The sequence below is a fragment of the Palleronia sp. genome (assembly GCF_042089775.1).
Taxonomy (GTDB): Bacteria; Pseudomonadota; Alphaproteobacteria; order Rhodobacterales; family Rhodobacteraceae; genus Palleronia.
On the sequence record NZ_JBELKF010000019.1, the window covers coordinates 1 to 17564 of the forward strand.

The following is a 17564-nucleotide window of genomic DNA, read 5'->3' on the forward strand; positions in this document are numbered from 1 at the left end:
GAAGCCGCGCGAGCCCCGGAAACGTGTCGCGGAACAGGCCCGAGATACGCAGCGTCACGTCCACCCGCGGCCGGTCCAGCTCTGCGATCGGCAGGACCTCGATCCCGCACACCCGCTCAGACCCGTCGTCCCACACCGGGCGCACGCCCATCAGTGCCAGCGCCATGGCGAAATCCTCTCCGGCGGTGCGCATCGTGGACGAGCCCCACAGGTCCACGACCATCGCGCGCGGCCAGTCGCCCTCGTCCTGCAGGTGGCGGCGGACGACCTCTGCCGCCAGCCGCTGGCCCTGCGCCCAGGCCGCCCGCGTCGGCACCGCACGGGCGTCCACCGTGTACAGGTTCCGCCCCGTCGGCAGGACGTCCGTCCGCCCGCGATAGGGAGAGCCCGACGGCCCCGCCTCGATCCGCTTGCCGTCCAGCGCATCCAGCAGCGCCTGCCGTTCGCCGCTGCCGTCGCCAAAGGCGTTCTCTCGGCCCCAGACATGCAGCCCGTCGCCAAACTGCCCTTCCTTCACGTCGCAGACGAAGCGGTCGATCCGGGTGATCGCCTCGGCCGGGCAGGAGGCGCCGTCCAGCCCTAGATCGGCCTCGACCCCCAGCGCCTGCGCCTCGGCACGGATGTCCTCTTGCAGCCGGTCGCGGCGGCGCGGATCGAGCCCGTCCGCGTTCGAGAACTCGTCGAGTAGCGCCTCGAGATGAGCGAAGCGCTCGGGCGTGCCGCTGTCCTTCAGGGGCGGCGGGACGTGGCCTAAAGTCACCGCGCCGATGCGGCGCTTGGCCTGCGCCGCCTCGCCGGGATCGTTGACGATGAACGGGTAGATCACGGGCAGGTCGCCGGTCAGTGCCTCGGGCCAGCAGGTGTCGGACAGGGCGACGGCCTTGCCCGGCAGCCATTCCAGCGTTCCATGCGCGCCGATATGCACGAGGGCGTGGGCGCGATGCCGCAGCCATAGATAGAAGGCCACGTAAGCGTGGCGCGGCACGCGGCTGAGGTCGTGGTACTCGTCCCCCTTCGCCTCCGGCGTTCCGCGTTCGGGCTGAAGCGCGACCCACACGGCGCCGCGTCGCACGGCGGCAAAGCGGAAGGCGCCGTCGACGAGGTTGGGATCGTCCTCGGGCGCGCCCCATGCGGCGGTCAGGTCGGCGCGCATCGGGTCGGGCAGGCGGTCCAGCGCGGCGCGGTAGGCGGCGAGGGGCCACGCCTCTGTTCGCGCGGCGAGGGCGCCGGGTAGCGCGTCGCCGGGTGTGATCGGGTAGCCGGCACCGGCGAGGTCGGACAGGATCGACTCGGCCGAGGCCACCGCGTCCAGTCCCACGGCATGTGCCATGTTCCAGTCCCGCCCCGGGTAGGTGGACAGCACCAGCGCCGGACGCCGCTTGGCCGCCGGGGTGGCGCCGAGCCTGATCCACGCGGAGACCCGGTCGGCGATGGCGGCGATGCGGCCATCGTCCGCGCGGTGGGCGATGCGGGCGAATTGCAGGTCGGGATCGCGGACGCCCGGCTCCTTGAAGGACGCGACTCCGGCCATGATCCTGCCGTCCATCTCGGGCAGGACCACGTGCATCGCCAGGTCAGCCGGTGAAAGGCCGCGCTCGGCCTCGGTCCAGGCGCTGCGCCGCGCGGTCGACAGGGCAACCTGGAACACCGGCACCCCGGCGGCGTCGAGGGGCGATGTTCCGTCCTCTCCGCGTCCCGAGAAGGCGGTGGCGTTCACCACCGCCGCTGGCTTCCAGAACGACACCTGCCGGCGCAGCCACCTCGCCGCCTCGGGCGCCTTCAACGAGGGCGCGAACAGCGCCATCGCATCGAACCCACGCGCGCGAAGGGCGTGGATCGCTGCCGCCACCGGCTCCAGATCCGCGGCGACGACGTAGGAGCGGTAGAAGACCACCAGCACCCGTGGCTTCGGTTCCGGTCCCACGCCGGCCAGCGGACAGCACGGCCCATCTTCGGGCTTCCAGGCCCCGACCATCGGCAGCGCCTTCTGCCCACGCACGGGACCGGCATAGAGGCCCGACGCAAGCGCCATCTGCTGCAGCGCCGCCTGCGCGGCCACCGCGCCGCCGGTGTCGCAAAGATGCTGCAGGCGGCGGAGGGTCGAAACCGGCAGCGTCGACGCCCGGTCGAGCGTCTCGTCGGGGCGACCGTCGGCGGGCAGGACGGCAAGCGGGATGCCACGGGCGCGGGCCAGCGCCTCGACCTGTTGCAGGCCGTAGGACCAGTAGGGGGCGCCGCCAATCAGGCGGATCAGGATGCCCTTTGCACCGGAGAGCGTCTGCTCGATATAGGTGTCGACCGACAGGGGGTGGCGCAGGGCCGAGAGGTTGGCGAGGCGCAGCGAGGGCAAAGCATCTCGCCCCCGGTGCCACGCATCCGCGAACGCGCCAAGGTCTGAATCCGAGAAGGACAGCACCACCAGGTCAGCCGCGTCCTGGCCGAGGTCGGTGGGCGTGTCGGCCTCTTCGAGCCCGTGGCTTTCGCGGAAGATGACGTGCATCTTACGGCGCCATCATCGCGAACCGCGTCATTCAGCGGTCTCGAGCGCGCCAAGGGCGGCGCGGATCGCAGTTTCGTCGATGTCGTCATGCTCGGCGATCACCACGAGGCGGCCACGGCGGGCTTCCTCGGGCTTCCACGGGCGGTCGAACTGGTGCCGGACGCGGGCGCCGACGGCCTGGACCAGCAGGCGCATGGGCTTGCCCTGGACGGCGGCGTAGCCCTTCACGCGCAGGATGTTGCGCTCTTGCGCGAGGCGTTCGATGGCGGCGACCAGATCGGCGGGGGTGGCAAGCTCGGGAATGTCCACGACGATCGACTCGAAGTCGTCGTGATCGTGGTCGGCCGCGTCGTCATGGTGGCTGGGGCGGGCGTCCATGTCATCCTCGGCGGCGGCCTTCAGCCCGAGGATCACGCGCGGGTCCACGACACCTTCAGCGCATTCCACGATGGGCAGGGGGCGGGGGGCTTCGGCGGCGATGATCTCGCGCGCCTTCGCCACGCCTTCGGGACCGGCGAGGTCGGGCTTGGTCAGCAGGACGATGTCCGCGCAGGAGATCTGGTCCTCGAACACCTCGGACAGGGGCGTTTCGTGGTCGATGCTGTCGTCGGCCTCGCGCTGCGCCTGCACCCGGTCCACGTCAGGGGCGAAGCGGCCGGCGGCGACGGCCTCGGCATCGGCCAGCGCGATCACGCCGTCGACGGTGATCTTCGAGCGGATGTCGGGCCAGTCGAACGCCTTGAGAAGCGGTTTCGGCAGCGCGAGGCCGGAGGTCTCGATCAGGATGTGGTCGGGGCGGGGGTCGAGCTTCATCAGCGCCTCGATCGTCGGGATGAAGTCGTCGGCCACGGTGCAGCAGATGCAGCCATTCGCCAGTTCGACGATGTTCTCGGCCGGGCAGTCGGGGATCGCGCAGCCCTTGAGGATCTCGCCATCGACGCCGACATCGCCGAATTCGTTGACCACGACCGCCAGACGGCGGCCGCCGGGATTCTGCATGAGGTGGCGGATCAGAGTAGTCTTGCCGCTTCCGAGGAAGCCCGTGACGACGGTGACGGGAAGCTTGGACAGGTCGGTCATTCGGGGATCTCCAGTGGCGGGATGCGCGCGATGCAGTTGCGCTTGAAATGTTCGGGCCGTTCGCGCCACGGCACAAGCCCGTCGGGCTGGGCGGCATAGAGGCTGGCGCCTTCGACCACGAGGGCCGCGTCGGCCTCGGTCAGGTTGCCGTAGACGAAGGTCCAGCGGTCGGGGCCGCGCAGCGCGATCGAACAGCCGCGCTCGCAGTTCGACATGCACTCGACCTCGACCAGGCGCACGCCCTCGGGAAGCTGGCCCGCGACGGCGTCGGCGAGCACCTTGCCGGGGCGGCGGGATTCGCCGGGGGTGTCGATCCCGCGACGGCACTTCACGCAGACCAGAAGTTCGGTCTCGGCCATTCTCACCTTTCCGGCGGGGCGCATCACGGAATGGGGGCAGGGCCCCGTCCTCCGATCGTGGCACACCCCGTCCACGTCGTCTCACTTCGGCGGCTGGCAGGTCTCCCGGCTTGCGGATGTGGGCGTCTGCCCGCGGTCGTCCCGCCTTCCCGGCCGGTTGGCCAGTGGCGTCGGGCGACCTCTCCGGTCACGGTCGCGGGGGCGGCTGGGTTCAAAGACCCATTCCCTTTTCACCCGTTGCAACGGGCACCAGCGCAGGCGAGACATGGGCGCAACGCAAGCCCGGAGTCAAGCGATGGACGAAGCAGCCGAGCGGCACAACGCCAAGATGAAGAAGATCAAGGAGGCCCGCGATCGGATGATGGCGGGCAAGACCGGTGAAAAGGGCCTGATCGTCGTCCATACCGGCAAGGGGAAGGGCAAGTCCTCGTCCGCGTTCGGGATGGTCATGCGCTGCGTCGGCTGGGGCATACCGGCGGCGGTCGTGCAGTTCGTGAAGGGCGACTGGGAAACCGGCGAAAAGCGCGTGATCGAGGACCGCTTCCCGGAGGTGCGCCTGTTCGTCGCCGGCGAGGGCTTCACCTGGGAAACTCAGGACCGCGACCGCGACATCGCCGCGGCCCGTCGCGGCTGGGAGATCGCGAAGGAGCAGATCCGCGACACCCGCAACGGCTTCGTCCTTCTGGACGAGATCAACATCGCCCTGCGCTACGACTACCTCGACATCGACGAGGTGGTGCGCTTCCTGCTGGAGGAAAAGCCCGACATGACCCACGTCGTGCTGACGGGCCGCAACGCCAAGCCCGAGCTGATCGAGGCGGCGGATCTCGTGACAGAGATGGATCTGGTGAAGCACCCGTTCCGCGACGGCATCAAGGCGCAGAAGGGGGTGGAGTTCTGACCGCACCGATCGCCTTCGACCTTGTGGTCTGGGACTTCGACGGGGTGCTGAACGTCAATCCCGGCGGCAAGGTGTTTCCGTGGATCGCCGACCTCGACCGGGACGTCGGGATCTCGCCCGACAGCTTTCGCCGGTTCCTGAACGTCCCCGGGCAAAGGCGGGACGTGCTGAACGGCTGGTGCGACCTGCAGGAGCGGCTTTCCGGCTGGATCGAGGACGAGGGGCACGACATCACGGCCGAGGATTTCCTGGCGCACTGGCTGACCGCCGACGACCGACCCGACGCCGAGGCGGTCTCGTGGCTCGACGCGTGCCCGGGTCGCAAGGTGATCGCCACGAACAATCCCGTCTCGCGCGCGCAGTATATCAGGGACCGGACCAGCGCCGGGCGCGTGGCCGAGCGGGTGTTTGCCAGCGGTGAGATGGGGGTGGCCAAGCCGTCCCCCGGCTTCTTCGGCCAGATCGAGCGGTGGGCCGCTCTACCCCCGCCCCGGATCCTGCTCATCGACGACAGCGCCGAGAACTGCGGCCGTGCGCAGAGCCGCGGGTGGAGGGTGTTCCGCTTTGCCCCCGAGACGCGCGACCGGCTGCCCGGGGTGCTGGGCCTGTGACCCTGCGCGTTGCCCGCTACGCCGTCGCGCCCCGCCGCGACGTCGCCGTCCCCCGGATGCGCATCGCGATCCTTGCCGACCTGCATGCCTGCGCGCCCTTGGTGAACGAGGCGCGGGTGAAGCGGATCGTCGATCAGGTGCAGGGGCTGGAGGCCGACATGATCTGCCTGTTGGGTGACTACGTGGGCCACTCCTGGGGAATGCGGCCGCTGACCCCGCCGGAGGTCGTGCCGCACCTCGCGCGCCTGACTGCGCCGCTCGGAGTTCACGCGATCATGGGCAACCACGACTGGAAGGACGATCCGGTCGCCCGCCGCGGCCGCGCGGCCGAGACATTCTGGCACCGCGCGCTGACCGCGGTTGGCTTGCCGCCCCTGTCGAATGTGGCGCGGGTGCTCGAGGCCGGCGGCGTTCCCTTCACTCTCGCCGGGCTGGAATCGCAGCGGGCCTATGGCCGCCGCATCGGCGGAGCGGATGTCGAGGCGGCGCTTCAAGGCTGCGATCCCGGGCTGTTCACCATCCTGCTCGCGCACGAGCCGGACGCGTTTGCCGATCTGCCCGATCACGTGGACCTGACGCTGTCGGGGCACACGCATGGGGGGCAGATCCGGTTCGCGGGGCGGCCGTGGATGGTCCCCTCGCGCTTCGGCGTGCGCTACGCCTACGGGCATCTGAGCGAGGGGACGCGGCAGCTCGTCGTGTCCTCCGGGATCGGGACCAGCGGGCCGCCCATTCGCCTGTTCTGCCCGCCCGAACTGACCGTGGCAGAAGTCGGATGACCCGCGCGCTGATGATCCAGGGCACGGGCTCGAACGTGGGCAAGTCGATGCTGGTGGCGGGCCTCTGCCGTGCTGCGCGCAGGCGCGGCCTGTCGGTGGCACCGTTCAAGCCGCAGAACATGTCGAACAACGCCGCCGTTACGGCCGACGGGGGCGAGATCGGCCGCGCGCAGGCGCTGCAGGCGATGGCCGCCGATCTGCCCCGCCACACCGACATGAACCCTGTCCTGCTGAAGCCCGAGTCCGACACCGGCGCGCAGGTCATCGTGCAGGGCCGCCGCCTGACCACCGTTCGCGCCCGTGACTACGCCAAGCTGAAGCCGCACTTGCTCGAAAAGGTGCTCGAGAGCTTCTTTCGCCTGAAGACCGCCCATGACCTGGTGCTGGTCGAAGGCGCCGGCAGCCCGGCCGAGGTCAACCTGCGCGCCGGCGACATCGCCAACATGGGTTTCGCGCGGGCGGCCGCCGTGCCCGTGGTGCTGGCCGGCGATATCGACCGGGGCGGGGTGATCGCACAGATCGTTGGCACCCAGGCGGTGATCGACCCCGAAGACGCCGCGCTGATCGGCGGGTTCCTCATCAACCGCTTCCGGGGCGACCCCTCGCTGTTCGATGACGGCTATCGGCTGATCGAGGCGCGCACCGGCTGGCGCGGCTTCGGCGTCTGCCCGTGGTTCGACGGCGCGTGGAGGCTGCCGGCCGAAGACGCGCTCGACCTGCGCGGGGGAAGGGGCGAGGGGTTGCACATCGTCTGCCTGCGCCTCGGACGGATCGCGAATTTCGACGACCTCGACCCGCTGGCGGCCGAGCCGGGCGTGCGGTTGACCATGCTAGGCCCCGGCCAGGCGCTGCCGGGCGACGCGGACGTGGTCATTGTCCCCGGCACGAAGTCCACGCGGCGCGACCTTGCTTGCCTGCGCGCGCAGGGCTGGGACGTCGACATCGCCGCCCACGTCCGGCGCGGCGGCCATGTGCTGGGCATCTGCGGCGGCTACCAGATTCTCGGGCGCGAGGTCGCCGATCCGCAGGGGGTCGAGGGCGCGCGGGGCGCCGACCCGGGCCTTGGCCTGCTGGACGTTACCACCACGATGTCGCCCGACAAGCGCCTGACCGAGGTGCGCGCGATCCACGCGGCGACCGGGCAGTGCTTTGACGGCTACGAGATCCACATGGGCGCAACCGACGGCCCCGACCGCGTGCGCCCCTTCGGTTTCGTGGACGGCACCCCGGAAGGCGCGGTCAGCGCCGACGGCCGCATCGCCGGCAGCTACTTGCATGGCATGTTCACCGACGACGCGTTCCGTGCGGCATGGCTGGCCGGCCTCGGTGTCGTGTCCGAGGCCGGCTATGGCGCCGGCGTCGAGGCGACGCTCGACGCGCTGGCCGACCATCTCGAGGCGCATCTGGACGTGGACGGCCTGCTGTGCCTCGCCCGCTAAAGCGCGGCCTCAAGCTGCGCCCAGCCGTCGCCGTCCGGCAGGCCCAGTCGAATCCATCCGTCGCTATAGGGGAAGATCCGGCTCCATACGCGGCCCCGCGCCAGCTTGTCCTGTGCCGCGGCGGCGTGGCCTGCGTCGTAGGTACGGAACAGGGTTGTGCCCCCGACCAACCGCCAACCCGCGGTAGCCGCCAGCCGGTCGAGCCGCTCGGCGTCGCGAACAAGCCGTTCGCGAGTCTCGGCCTGCCACCCCGTGTCGGACAGGGCCCGCCGTCCGATCTCGATCGCGGCGCCCGAGACCGGCCACGGACCAGCCTCGGCCTGCAGCTTGGCCGCCAAAGGCCCGGCGGTCAGGGCGAAGCCCAGCCGCACGCCCGCGAGGCCGAAAAACTTGCCGAAGGACCGCAGGATCACTGCATTCGACGGCATGTCCTTCGCAAGGGACAGCTCGGGCGCGACGTCGCAGAAACTCTCGTCCACGACCAGCGTAGCGACCTGTGCGGCCAGCGCGCGCAGCGCATCGGGCGTGCAGCTTCGCCCGTCCGGATTGTTCGGGTTCACGACCACGGCAAGATCAGCGCCTTCGAGCGCCCCGATCTCGGTCATCTCGGCGACCTCCCATCCGGCCCCGACCAGCGCCCCTGCATGCTCGTTGTAGGTCGGACCCAGCACTCGCGCCGACCTGCCGGAGACCACGCGCGGCAGCGCCTGGATCGCCCCCTGCGCCCCGGCCATTGGCACGACCGTAGCCGTCGTGCCAACGGCCGCCCGCGCCGCGTCCGACAGCGCGGCCATCTCGGCGCGGGTGGGCAGTGCGGTCCAGGCGCGGGAGGGCAGGTCGGGCACGGGGTAGGCGCGCGGGTTTATCCCGGTGGACAGGTCGAGCCAGCCGTCGCCGCCATACCGCATCATTGCCGCGTCGAGATTGCCGCCGTGATCCCTCATGCGACCCACCCCGCCACCAGCACCGCCCCTGCGATCAGGATCGCCCGGCGATAGAGGTCGAGCGACCGGCCAGGCGCCGCGGCCGTCGCATCGGGCGCGTCCGCGTTCAGCCACGGCTCGTCCGCCACACGGTCGCCATAGACGCGCGGACCGGACAGGCGGCAGCCAAGCGCCGCGGCCATCGCCGCTTCGGGCCAGCCGGCATTGGGCGAGCGGTGCTTTCGCGCGTCCCGCCGCATTGCTTTAAGCGCCGCTTTTGGTGCGGGGGCGACGACGCAGAACAGCGCTCCGGTCAGGCGCGCGGGAATCCAGTTCGCGACGTCGTCGACCCGCGCGGCGGCGCGGCCGAAGTGTTCATGGCGCGGGGTACGGTGGCCGATCATCGAATCCATCGTGTTGATGGCCTTGTATGCGGCGATCCCCGGCAGGCCGAAGATCGCGCCCCAGAACAGCGGCGCGATAACGCCGTCGCTGGCGTTCTCTGCAAGGCTTTCGATGGCGGCGCGCGCGATGCCCGACGCATCCAACTGCGCCGGGTCGCGTCCGACGATCTTGGCGACTTCCCCCCGCGCCGTTGCGATGTCGCCGGCGGCCAAGGGCACCGCGACCGCCGCGACGTGATCGTGGAGAGACCGCGCCGCGACCAGCGGCCACGCCAGAAGCCCGGTCACCAGTGTCGCCGTCAGTCCGCCGGACAGCGCGCTTTGCAGAAAGACCGCCGGGACCAGCACCGCTGCCAGCGTCACAACGACCGTCAGGACGCCTGCGCGGCGGCGTGCCTCTGGAGTGCCGTCGTTCAGTCGCGTGTCGAGCAGCGCGATCAACCGGCCCATCCACGTCACTGGATGGCCGATCCGGTTATAGGCGACTTGCGGCCAGCCAAGCACCGCATCGAGCGCCAGGGCCGCCGCCATAGCGCCGATCATGCCGGGCCACCGGTGCGGAAACCGACGATGTCGGTCAGGCCGGCCTCGGCCAGCGCGGCCTCGGCGGCGGCAGGCACGGTGCCCGGTGCATAGATCAGGGCGCGGGCGGAGCCGGTATGCGCACGCGCCCAGCCCAAAGCTCCGAGATCGGCGGCGAGCGTTGCGGTGGGGTCGTCGGCCGGTCCGCGGGCGGTCGTGGTGCGGCGAGCGGATTCGCTCGCGATCTCGGCGCAGAGGGGCAGGTCCCGGCCGGACCAGAGGCGGAAAAGGTCCGCGATGTCGGGGAAGGCGATGTCGCTGGGGTCTGTCGGCAGGGGCGGTCCCCAGAAGCCGCCGACGATCTCGGCCGCGGGGGGCGGCGCGACCTTGGCCAGCGCGCGTCCCTCGCGCGGGGCCCAGAGTACGCCGTCTGGGCGCGCCAGCATCAGCGGATCGCTAGCCCCCTCGGCCGCGAGGCAAGCGGCGGCGAGGCGGTCGGGATCGTGAAAGCCGACCGCGCGCGCGATCTGCAAAAGCGCCGCGGTCGAGGCGCCCGTTCCTCCGCCAAGAGGCAGCCGTGCGACCAGCCCAAGCCCCGGGTCGGCTACGCCAAGCGCGGCGCAGAAGTTTGCGATCCGTTCGGGCGGCAGCAACGGGCCCGCCCCGGGCGAGACCTCTACCGGGGACAGCGGGCACGACAGGGTGACGAGGGCCAACGGGCCGCCGGGGCCGAGACGGCCCTGCATCCACTCGCCGAAATGCCCGCTCATCGCGGCCTCGCGTTGACACAGCCGATCGCGAAGCCGCCGGGATGCGCCGTCATGCGGGTCAGGGACAGGGGCGCGACCTCGAAGGCGAGCGCGGCGCCGGGGCCGACGACTGCGGCAAGCGCGGCGCGGATCGTGCCGGCATGGGCCACGACAGCGACCGGCCCTTCGGCTGAGAGTGGGGCCAGCGCGGGGGCGACGCGGGCGCAGAGGTCGGTGAAGCTCTCGCCCCCCTCCCACCTGTGGACGGCGAGCGCGTCGCCGGTGAGGGGGCCGAGATCGGGCAACTCGGTCAGCGGCGCGCCGTCATACCGGCCGAAATCTTGCTCCCACAGGCGGTCATCCTGCGCGGCCTTGATGTCGGGAAACAGCACTCGGGCGGTTTGGACGCAGCGGCGCGCCGGGCTGCTGACGACGGTGGCGACCTCGCCCAGCATGTCCCGCAGCGCCGCAACGGCGGCGGGGTCCGGCGTGGCATCGACCTCGGACCGGCCCCACAAACGGGTCAGATCCACCGCCGGCGCGTGGCGGACGAAAAGCAGATCGGGGCGCGGCATCGATGGCGAGGCTTTCCTTTTTTCGCAGCCTGTGATGTGTCACTTTAGCATGGCAAAGTCGATCCTCATCACGGGCGGGGCACGGTCGGGCAAGTCAGCCTTCGCCGAGCGGTCCGTCGCAGGTCTTGGCGGCGCCCCCACCTATATCGCCACTGCCCAGCCGCAGGATGACGAGATGTACGCCCGCATCGCCGCCCACAGGGCGCGACGCGGCGCTGAATGGCGCCTCATCGAAGAGCCGGTCGACCTGATCGGCGCGTTGCGGGCCAGCGATACCGGGCCGCGCCTCGTCGATTGCCTGACCCTGTGGCTGACCAACCTGATGCTGGCCGAGGCCGACTGGCGCGCCGCCGCCGACGAGGCCGCGAACCTGCTCCCCGACCTGTTCCACCCCGTGATCTTCGTCACCAACGAGGTCGGCCTTGGCATCGTCCCCGACAACGCACTTGCCCGCCGGTTCCGCGACGCGGCCGGTGCCGTGAACCAGACCATCGCCGACGCGGCGGACGAGGTGTTCCTCGTCGTCGCAGGCCAACCGCTGAAGGTGAAACCCGGTGCAGCCTGACTTTTCCTCGTTCGATGCGCTCGCGCGCAGCCTGACAGATCTGCCCGCAATGGACCTTGCCGCCGCCGAGGCCGCGCAGGCCCGGCAGGCTGAACTGACCAAGCCGCCCGGATCGCTGGGCCGACTGGAGGAGCTGGCGATCTTCATGGCGGGCTGGCAAGGCACCGTGCGGCCCAGGATCGAACGGGCGCAGGCGCTGGTCTTTGCCGGCAACCACGGTATCTGCGCCCACGGCGTGAACCCGTTTCCGCAAGAGGTCACGGCGGCGATGGTCGCCAACTTCCAAGCCGGCGGCGCGGCCATCAACCAGCTCTGCGCGGTCGCGGGGGCCGAGATGACGGTCTTGCCGCTGGACCTTGACCGGCCGACGGCGGACTTCACGCAAGGTCCGGCGATGGATGAGAGCGAGTGCCTTGCGGCGATGCGTGCGGGGGCCGAGGCCGTCGATCCCGCGGCCACCATCGTCCTTCTGGGCGAAATGGGCATCGGCAACTCCACCGTTGCGGCGGCGCTGGCCCATGCCTGCCTTGGCGGTGAGGCCGTTGACTGGGTCGGGCGGGGCACCGGCGCCGACCCGCAGATGCTGACGCGCAAGGTGGCCGTGGTGCAGCGGGGCGGGTCGCTCCATTCCGGCGTGCAGCCCTTGGAGCGTCTGGCTGCGCTGGGCGGGCGCGAACAGGCTGCGATCGCTGGCGCGGTGCTGGCGGCGCGGGCGCGGCGGATCCCGGTGATGCTCGACGGGTTCATCTGCACTGCCGCGGCCCTGCCGCTTTGGTCGCACGAGGCCGAGCTGTTCGCCCACTGCCTCGTCGCGCATCGCAGCGCCGAGCCGGGACATGCGCGGATGCTCGAGACGATCGGGAAGCGGCCGATCCTCGATCTGGGCATGGCGCTGGGCGAGGGGTCGGGTGCGGCGATCGCGCTGTCGGTCCTGCGCAATGCGCTCGCCGCCCATGACGGCATGGCCACCTTCGCCGAGGCCGGCATCGGATGAGGCGCATCCTCGACGAGATCCGAGTCGCGATCCTGTTCCTGACGCGGCTGCCGGTCGGGCGGTTGGACACGCCGCCCGCGCTGAAGGACGCCGCCTGGGCGTTCCCCGTGGCGGGGATTGTCCCGGCGCTGGCCGGGTGGGCCGCGTTCGGGGTGGCCGACGGCGGCTTGCTAGGCGCGGCCCTGGCGCTGGCGGCCGTGATGCTGGTCACGGGCGGGCTGCATTTCGATGGTGTGGGCGACTTCGCCGACGGGATCGGCGGCGGACGCGACCGGCCCCATGTGCTTGCCATCATGGAAGACAGCCGCGTCGGCAGCTACGGCGTCCTTGCCCTGATCGCCGTGTCGCTGGTGCAGGTCGCGGCCATTGCCGAGGTTGGCTCGGCCAGTGCCTTCCTGTTTCTCGGGGTCGTCAGCCGCATCGCGATGCTGCGTCTCCTGACAGCGCTGCCCTCGGCGCGGGATGGCGGGCTCAGCACGCTTGCGATGGGTGCGCCGCATTTTTGGCGCAGCGGCGGCTTGGCAGCGGTGCTGGCGCTGGTGCTGGGGTGGGAGGCGTTTTGGGCGGTCCTCGCCATTCTGCTGACCTATGCCGCCGTGCGCCGTCTATGCCTCAAGCGGATGGGCGGACAGACGGGCGATGCCTGCGGTGCCACGCAGCTTATGGCCGAGACTGCCGGCTGGGCGGCGCTGGCGCTGGCAGCCTAGACGAAGACCTCGCGCCGCTCCTGGTGGCCAACCTCGAAGACGCGGCGGTAGCGGGCGATCTCGTCCTGCGGGCCGGTGGCCTTCTCGGGATTGTCCGACAGCTTGACCGTGGGGCGGCCGTTCGCCTCGCGCGCCTTGCACACCAGCGAGAATGGAGCGAGCGCGTCGTCCTTCACGAGGCCGCGGAAGTCGTTGGTCAATAGCGTGCCCCAGCCGAAGCTGGTTCGGACCCGGCTCGAGAAGCGGGCGTGTAGATCCTCGATCTTGTCCACGTCGAGCCCGTCCGAAAAGATGACCAGCTTCTCGCGCGGGTTCTCGCCGCGTTCCTTCCACCAGCGGATCGCCGTCTCGGCGCCCTCGACGGGATCACCCGAGTCGATGCGGATGCCGGTCCAGCCCGCCAGCCAGTCGGGCGCATGCTCAAGGAACCCCTTGCTCCCGTAGGTGTCGGGCAGGATGATGCGCAGGTTGCCGTCATGCTCTTCGTGCCAGTCGGCAAGCACCTCGTAGGGCGCCTGGCGCAGCTGGGCATCGTCATCCGCCAGCGCCGCATAGACCATCGGCAGCTCATGCGCGTTCGTGCCGATCGCCTCGAGGTCGCGGTTCTTGGCGATCAGGCAGTTCGAGGTGCCGGTGAAGGCGTCGCCCAGCCCCTCCTGCATGGCCTGGACGGCCCAGTCCTGCCAGAGAAAGGAATGCCGCCGGCGCGTGCCGAAATCGGCGATCCTCAGATCCGGCAGCTTTTGCAGACGCTCGATCTTCTCCCACAGCTTGGTCATCGCGCGGGCATAGAGGACCTGCATCTCGAAGCGGCCCATGTCGTGCAGGACCGCGCGGCTGCGCAGCTCCATCAGGACGGCGAGGGCCGGGATTTCCCACAGCATGACCTCGGGCCAGTTGCCTTCGAAGGTCAGCTCGTATTGGTCGCCGACCCGTTCGAGGTGGTAGGCGGGCAGGCGCAGGTTCTCGAACCAGTCCATGAAGGCGGGGGTGAACATCTGCCGCTTGCCGTAGAAGGTGTTGCCGCGCATCCAGGTCGACTCTCCGCGCGACAGGGACAGGCTGCGGATGTGGTCGAGCTGTTCGCGCAGCTCGCCCTCGTCCACCAGCTTGGCCAGCGGGACGGACTTCGTGCGGTTGATCAGGCTGAACGTGACCCGCGTCGTGGGGTGACGGCGGAACACCGTCTGGCACATCAGGAGCTTGTAGAAATCCGAGTCGATCAGGGACCGCACGATCGGGTCGATCTTCCACTTGTGGTTCCAGACGCGCGTCGCGATGTCGACCATGGCCGTTCTCCCCCGGATTTCCGAGGCATATGTGCATCCTGCGGGCCAAGGAGCAACCCGGCCGCTTGCGTGCCGCGGCATGGGGGGTAGGGTGCGCGCGCAATATACAGACTGCTCGAACAGTTCGGAGGACGAAGATGAAGACGCGCGCCGCGGTGGCCCTTGAGGCCGGCAAACCCCTGGAAATCATGGATGTGAACCTCGAAGGCCCACGCGCGGGCGAGGTGCTGGTCGAGATCAAGGCAACGGGCCTGTGCCACACCGACGAGTTCACCCGCTCGGGCGACGACCCTGAGGGCGCCTTTCCCGCGATCCTGGGCCACGAGGGCGCCGGGATCGTGCAGGAGGTCGGCGAAGGCGTGACCAGCGTGAAGCCCGGCGACCACGTCATCCCGCTTTACACGCCCGAGTGCCGGGAATGCGAATACTGCCTGAACCCCAAGACGAACCTCTGCCAGGCCATCCGCACCACCCAAGGCCGGGGTTTGATGCCTGACGGAACCTCGCGTTTCTCGATGGAGGATGGCACCCCGATCCTGCACTACATGGGCTGCTCGACCTTCTCGAACTTCACGGTCCTGCCCGAGATCGCGCTGGCCAAGGTCAATCCCGACGCGCCCTTCGACAAGATCTGCTACATCGGCTGCGGCGTCACGACCGGCCTCGGCGCCGTCATCAACACAGCGAAGGTCGAGCCTGGCTCGCGTTGTGTGGTGTTCGGCCTGGGCGGCATCGGTCTGAACGTGATCCAGGGCCTGCGTCTGGTCGGTGCCGAGATGATCGTGGGCGTCGACATCAACGACTCCAAGAAGGAAATGGCCGAGCGCTTCGGCATGACCCATTTCGTGAACCCCAACGAGGTCGAGGGCGACCTGGTCCCCTACCTCGTGGACCTGACGAAAGGCGGCGCAGACTATTCGTTCGAGTGCATCGGCAAGACACCCTTGATGCGGCAGGCGCTGGAATGCGCCCACAAGGGCTGGGGCGAGTCGATCATCATCGGCGTCGCTGGCGCGGGCGAGGAGATCTCGACCCGGCCGTTCCAGCTGGTGACGGGGCGCACCTGGAAGGGCTCGGCCTTCGGCGGCGCGCGGGGCCGGACCGACGTGCCGAAGATCGTTGAGTGGTACATGCAGGGCAAGATCGAGATCGACCCGATGATCACCCACAAGCTGACCCTGGACGAGATCAACCACGGGTTCGAGCTGATGCACCAGGGCAAGTCAATCCGCTCGGTCGTCGAGTACTGAGAATCGATCGGCGGGGGGCTTAACCTCCCGCCGTCAATCGCGGTCGACGCGGCCGCGGAGTGCCTTGACCTCGCCGCGCTGGCGCTTGGCCTCGCGGCGCTTTCGTTTCTGGTTGGGCGTGACCTTCGTCGGTACCCGCCGCTTGGGCTTTTCGAGCGCCTGACGGATCAGTTCGGCCAGCCGGTCACGGGCGATGGCGCGGTTGCGGGCCTGGTGGCGCGTCTCGTCCACCTTGATCAGAAGCGCGCCCTCTCGGGTCCAGCGACGCCCCGCGAGGCGGCGCAGGCGCATCTTGACGGGGGCCGGCAAGTTGGGCGAACGCTCGGCCTCGAATCGCAGCTCGACCGCGGTGGCGACCTTGTTGACGTTCTGCCCGCCGGGTCCGCCCGACTGGACGAACTGTTCGACGAGCTCCCAATCCTCGATCTGAATCCGGTCGTTGACGCGCAAGCTCATGGGAAAAGAAGAACCACCGACAGGGCATTAAGCGCAAGGACGATGTTGCTTTCGTAGCCGATGGCCACGGGCCTCTGGCGGTCGCATCTCAGCAGTACCAGCGATAAGATGCCGCTTATCAGGATAGCGGTGATGCCGGTGGCCATGTTGACGGGGCTTGCCTCAGCATAGATCGGTCGGGATAGGCAGAGGCCGCATCCGCAAGGAGACGATCTCGAAGGAGTTGCCGTCCAGAAGGTTGCCGGTCGCGCGGCTAACCGCGCCAACGCGTGCCACGGCGATGGCCGTAGCGAGCTTCGATAGCAACGTGGTCACGCCCGCGAACAGCGTGCCGATGGGCCGGCACAGTCGCCTCGCCAAAACCGATCGAGGTCTTCGCGATGGCTTGACCGGAGGCAGCCGAGAGCGCCGCGAGGATTGCGAGACGGATCAATAGCGTCGTCATGATGCCCTCGACACCGGTGCCGCCAGCGGGATCGACAGCCTCACGATCCTGTGAAGGACATGCCTGTCAGTTCTTCGGCGGCCCAGTTTTGGAACCGCACGCTCCGAGCAAAAGGAAAAGGGACCGCCGGATAACGACGGTCCCTCGAATGTTTCGGAGGTGGGCCCGGTTAGGGTCCGACCCAATCATAGTTCTTCGTCCTCAGGACTGCCCTTGGACGTCGGCCCCCATGACTGTTCCGCCCTCACACTCCTGCATCATTCTAGACACTGGACCACCTCCTTTCGTTGATTGCCGATAAGCGGAGCGTGGCACAGATTTGGCGTCAGTCAAACACTATCATGCAGGATTTTGTGTCACATTCTTCGTGATGATCCGGAAGGGCACGAGGGCGATCAAGACGAGGGCCATTTTGACCATCCAGTCAGCAACCGCGAGACTGATCCAGAGGGGGACATCCGGGCCGACATTCAGGAACGACGCCGCGTCCCACGCCCAGGAAATCTGGCTGTCGGCAGTAGGGCCGAAGCTGAGGAAGGCTGCGAAGGCGATGGTGAAGAATAGCGCCGTATCAAGAAGAGAGCCCGCGACCGACGAGATCAGCGGCGCATTCCACCACGCCCCGCCACGCATCCGGTTGAACACGAAGATGTCGGTCAGCTGCGCTGCAAGGAACGCGACGCCCGAGGCGACGGCGACGCGCAACGGGACGGCGGCATAGGTGTAGCCATCGCCCTCGAGCATGATCTGCGACCCGATCAGAGAGCACAGGACCCCCACCAGGAAGCCGGCGAGGACCACGCGCCGGGCGGTCTGCGGCCCATAGACGCGGTTCATCACGTCGGTCACGAGGAAAGCGAAGGGGTAGGTGATGGCGCCCCAGGTCAGCAGGCCGCCCAGAAGCAGGAACTGCACGAGGATGTTCGAAGCCACCACGACGATGGCCATGGCAAGGACGCCAGGAAGAAGCTTGGTCATGTCTGAGTCCGTTTTTTAGACAAGGTGGTCGGAGACTT

At 69.3% G+C, this 17564-nt stretch carries 19 protein-coding genes and 1 riboswitch; of the genes, 8 read left to right on the plus strand and 11 right to left on the minus strand.

Annotated elements, in window-relative coordinates; all coding sequences use genetic code 11:
- The 3 genes from cobN to ACFDS3_RS07100 form a co-directional block, all read right to left on the minus strand.
- Positions 1–2500: cobaltochelatase subunit CobN (gene cobN / locus ACFDS3_RS07090; RefSeq protein ID WP_375261651.1), on the minus strand; the 2500-nt coding region annotated here is incomplete at its 3' end.
- Between the two features lie 27 nt (positions 2501–2527).
- Positions 2528–3580 (minus strand): cobalamin biosynthesis protein CobW, encoded by a 1053-nt coding sequence (gene cobW, locus ACFDS3_RS07095; RefSeq protein ID WP_375261652.1) that lies wholly within the window; start codon positions 3578–3580, stop codon positions 2528–2530.
- Positions 3577–3939: a DUF1636 family protein gene (locus tag ACFDS3_RS07100; protein ID WP_375261653.1), complete on the minus strand. Its 363-nt coding sequence runs from the start codon at positions 3937–3939 to the stop codon at positions 3577–3579. The genes cobW and ACFDS3_RS07100 overlap by 4 nt, the downstream gene beginning before the upstream one ends.
- Before the next feature lie 77 nt (positions 3940–4016).
- Positions 4017–4208: riboswitch (cobalamin riboswitch) on the minus strand.
- A gap of 26 nt (positions 4209–4234) precedes the next feature.
- Between ACFDS3_RS07100 and cobO the strand changes: the two genes are divergently transcribed.
- Genes cobO through ACFDS3_RS07120 form a run of 4 tightly spaced genes read left to right on the plus strand, consistent with a single transcriptional unit; the run spans position 4235 to position 7669 of the window.
- On the plus strand, positions 4235–4840 hold the full coding sequence (cobO, locus tag ACFDS3_RS07105; RefSeq protein WP_375261654.1) for a cob(I)yrinic acid a,c-diamide adenosyltransferase: 606 nt from the start codon (positions 4235–4237) through the stop codon (positions 4838–4840).
- A gap of 23 nt (positions 4841–4863) precedes the next feature.
- Positions 4864–5451, plus strand: coding sequence for an HAD family hydrolase (locus ACFDS3_RS07110; RefSeq protein WP_375261655.1), 588 nt, complete (start codon positions 4864–4866; stop codon positions 5449–5451).
- Positions 5448–6230 (plus strand): metallophosphoesterase, encoded by a 783-nt coding sequence (locus ACFDS3_RS07115; protein WP_375261656.1) that lies wholly within the window; start codon positions 5448–5450, stop codon positions 6228–6230. The genes ACFDS3_RS07110 and ACFDS3_RS07115 overlap by 4 nt, the downstream gene beginning before the upstream one ends.
- A complete protein-coding gene (locus ACFDS3_RS07120; RefSeq protein WP_375261657.1) occupies positions 6227–7669 on the plus strand; it encodes a cobyric acid synthase in 1443 nt (480 codons plus the stop codon). Before ACFDS3_RS07115 ends, ACFDS3_RS07120 begins: the two co-directional genes overlap by 4 nt.
- Here ACFDS3_RS07120 and cobD read toward each other — a convergent pair.
- The 4 genes from cobD to ACFDS3_RS07140 are packed head-to-tail and all read right to left on the minus strand — an operon-like array spanning position 7666 to position 10842.
- Positions 7666–8613: a threonine-phosphate decarboxylase CobD gene (gene cobD, locus ACFDS3_RS07125; protein WP_375261658.1), complete on the minus strand. Its 948-nt coding sequence runs from the start codon at positions 8611–8613 to the stop codon at positions 7666–7668. The two genes, ACFDS3_RS07120 and cobD, sit on opposite strands and share 4 nt — an antisense overlap.
- Positions 8610–9539, minus strand: a complete 930-nt coding sequence (cbiB, locus tag ACFDS3_RS07130) for an adenosylcobinamide-phosphate synthase CbiB (protein ID WP_375261659.1) — start codon at positions 9537–9539, stop codon at positions 8610–8612. The genes cobD and cbiB overlap by 4 nt, the downstream gene beginning before the upstream one ends.
- A complete protein-coding gene (locus tag ACFDS3_RS07135) occupies positions 9536–10288 on the minus strand; it encodes a propanediol utilization protein (protein ID WP_375261660.1) in 753 nt (250 codons plus the stop codon). Before ACFDS3_RS07135 ends, cbiB begins: the two co-directional genes overlap by 4 nt.
- Positions 10285–10842 carry a histidine phosphatase family protein gene (locus tag ACFDS3_RS07140; RefSeq protein ID WP_375261661.1) on the minus strand — a complete coding sequence of 186 codons (558 nt, stop codon included), beginning with the start codon at positions 10840–10842 and terminating at the stop codon, positions 10285–10287. The genes ACFDS3_RS07135 and ACFDS3_RS07140 overlap by 4 nt, the downstream gene beginning before the upstream one ends.
- Positions 10843–10891: 49 nt before the next feature.
- Between ACFDS3_RS07140 and cobU the strand changes: the two genes are divergently transcribed.
- The 3 genes from cobU to ACFDS3_RS07155 are packed head-to-tail and all read left to right on the plus strand — an operon-like array spanning position 10892 to position 13108.
- The gene (cobU, locus tag ACFDS3_RS07145; RefSeq protein ID WP_375261662.1) at positions 10892–11407 is read left to right on the plus strand and encodes a bifunctional adenosylcobinamide kinase/adenosylcobinamide-phosphate guanylyltransferase; all 516 of its coding nucleotides are present in this window, start codon (positions 10892–10894) and stop codon (positions 11405–11407) included.
- A gap of 49 nt (positions 11408–11456) precedes the next feature.
- Positions 11457–12401, plus strand: a complete 945-nt coding sequence (gene cobT, locus ACFDS3_RS07150; protein WP_375261700.1) for a nicotinate-nucleotide--dimethylbenzimidazole phosphoribosyltransferase — start codon at positions 11457–11459, stop codon at positions 12399–12401.
- Entirely contained in the window at positions 12398–13108 is a 711-nt protein-coding gene (locus ACFDS3_RS07155) for an adenosylcobinamide-GDP ribazoletransferase (RefSeq protein ID WP_375261663.1), read from the plus strand. Before cobT ends, ACFDS3_RS07155 begins: the two co-directional genes overlap by 4 nt.
- Here ACFDS3_RS07155 and pncB read toward each other — a convergent pair.
- Positions 13105–14397 (minus strand): nicotinate phosphoribosyltransferase, encoded by a 1293-nt coding sequence (gene pncB, locus ACFDS3_RS07160; RefSeq protein WP_375261664.1) that lies wholly within the window; start codon positions 14395–14397, stop codon positions 13105–13107. The two genes, ACFDS3_RS07155 and pncB, sit on opposite strands and share 4 nt — an antisense overlap.
- A 137-nt stretch (positions 14398–14534) precedes the next feature.
- On the opposite strand from pncB, the gene ACFDS3_RS07165 reads away from it, so the two are divergent.
- Complete coding sequence (locus ACFDS3_RS07165) at positions 14535–15647, plus strand: S-(hydroxymethyl)glutathione dehydrogenase/class III alcohol dehydrogenase (protein WP_375261665.1); 1113 nt, start codon at positions 14535–14537, stop codon at positions 15645–15647.
- Between the two features lie 33 nt (positions 15648–15680).
- Here the strand turns inward: ACFDS3_RS07165 and arfB are convergent, their stop codons facing one another.
- The 3 genes from arfB to ACFDS3_RS07180 form a co-directional block, all read right to left on the minus strand.
- Positions 15681–16103 carry an alternative ribosome rescue aminoacyl-tRNA hydrolase ArfB gene (gene arfB, locus ACFDS3_RS07170; protein ID WP_375261666.1) on the minus strand — a complete coding sequence of 141 codons (423 nt, stop codon included), beginning with the start codon at positions 16101–16103 and terminating at the stop codon, positions 15681–15683.
- Positions 16100–16249: a hypothetical protein gene (locus tag ACFDS3_RS07175; RefSeq protein WP_375261667.1), complete on the minus strand. Its 150-nt coding sequence runs from the start codon at positions 16247–16249 to the stop codon at positions 16100–16102. Before ACFDS3_RS07175 ends, arfB begins: the two co-directional genes overlap by 4 nt.
- A gap of 638 nt (positions 16250–16887) precedes the next feature.
- Positions 16888–17526: a queuosine precursor transporter gene (locus tag ACFDS3_RS07180; RefSeq protein ID WP_375261668.1), complete on the minus strand. Its 639-nt coding sequence runs from the start codon at positions 17524–17526 to the stop codon at positions 16888–16890.
- Between the last annotated feature and the right edge of the window lie 38 nt (positions 17527–17564).

Excerpts from the sequence above, each read along its gene's own strand:
- cobW (WP_375261652.1), bottom strand. The coding sequence starts at position 3,580 with ATGACCGACCTGTCCAAGCTTCCCGTCACCGTCGTCACGGGCTTCCTC.
- cobT (WP_375261700.1), top strand. The coding sequence starts at position 11,457 with ATGGACCTTGCCGCCGCCGAGGCCGCGCAGGCCCGGCAGGCTGAACTG.
- cobO (WP_375261654.1), top strand. The coding sequence starts at position 4,235 with ATGGACGAAGCAGCCGAGCGGCACAACGCCAAGATGAAGAAGATCAAG.
- ACFDS3_RS07120 (WP_375261657.1), top strand. The coding sequence starts at position 6,227 with ATGACCCGCGCGCTGATGATCCAGGGCACGGGCTCGAACGTGGGCAAG.
- ACFDS3_RS07175 (WP_375261667.1), bottom strand. The coding sequence starts at position 16,249 with ATGGCCACCGGCATCACCGCTATCCTGATAAGCGGCATCTTATCGCTG.
- cobD (WP_375261658.1), bottom strand. The coding sequence starts at position 8,613 with ATGAGGGATCACGGCGGCAATCTCGACGCGGCAATGATGCGGTATGGC.
- ACFDS3_RS07180 (WP_375261668.1), bottom strand. The coding sequence starts at position 17,526 with ATGACCAAGCTTCTTCCTGGCGTCCTTGCCATGGCCATCGTCGTGGTG.
- ACFDS3_RS07155 (WP_375261663.1), top strand. The coding sequence starts at position 12,398 with ATGAGGCGCATCCTCGACGAGATCCGAGTCGCGATCCTGTTCCTGACG.
- arfB (WP_375261666.1), bottom strand. The coding sequence starts at position 16,103 with ATGAGCTTGCGCGTCAACGACCGGATTCAGATCGAGGATTGGGAGCTC.
- ACFDS3_RS07100 (WP_375261653.1), bottom strand. The coding sequence starts at position 3,939 with ATGGCCGAGACCGAACTTCTGGTCTGCGTGAAGTGCCGTCGCGGGATC.
- cobU (WP_375261662.1), top strand. The coding sequence starts at position 10,892 with ATGGCAAAGTCGATCCTCATCACGGGCGGGGCACGGTCGGGCAAGTCA.
- ACFDS3_RS07165 (WP_375261665.1), top strand. The coding sequence starts at position 14,535 with ATGAAGACGCGCGCCGCGGTGGCCCTTGAGGCCGGCAAACCCCTGGAA.
- ACFDS3_RS07140 (WP_375261661.1), bottom strand. The coding sequence starts at position 10,842 with ATGCCGCGCCCCGATCTGCTTTTCGTCCGCCACGCGCCGGCGGTGGAT.
- ACFDS3_RS07135 (WP_375261660.1), bottom strand. The coding sequence starts at position 10,288 with ATGAGCGGGCATTTCGGCGAGTGGATGCAGGGCCGTCTCGGCCCCGGC.
- cbiB (WP_375261659.1), bottom strand. The coding sequence starts at position 9,539 with ATGATCGGCGCTATGGCGGCGGCCCTGGCGCTCGATGCGGTGCTTGGC.
- pncB (WP_375261664.1), bottom strand. The coding sequence starts at position 14,397 with ATGGTCGACATCGCGACGCGCGTCTGGAACCACAAGTGGAAGATCGAC.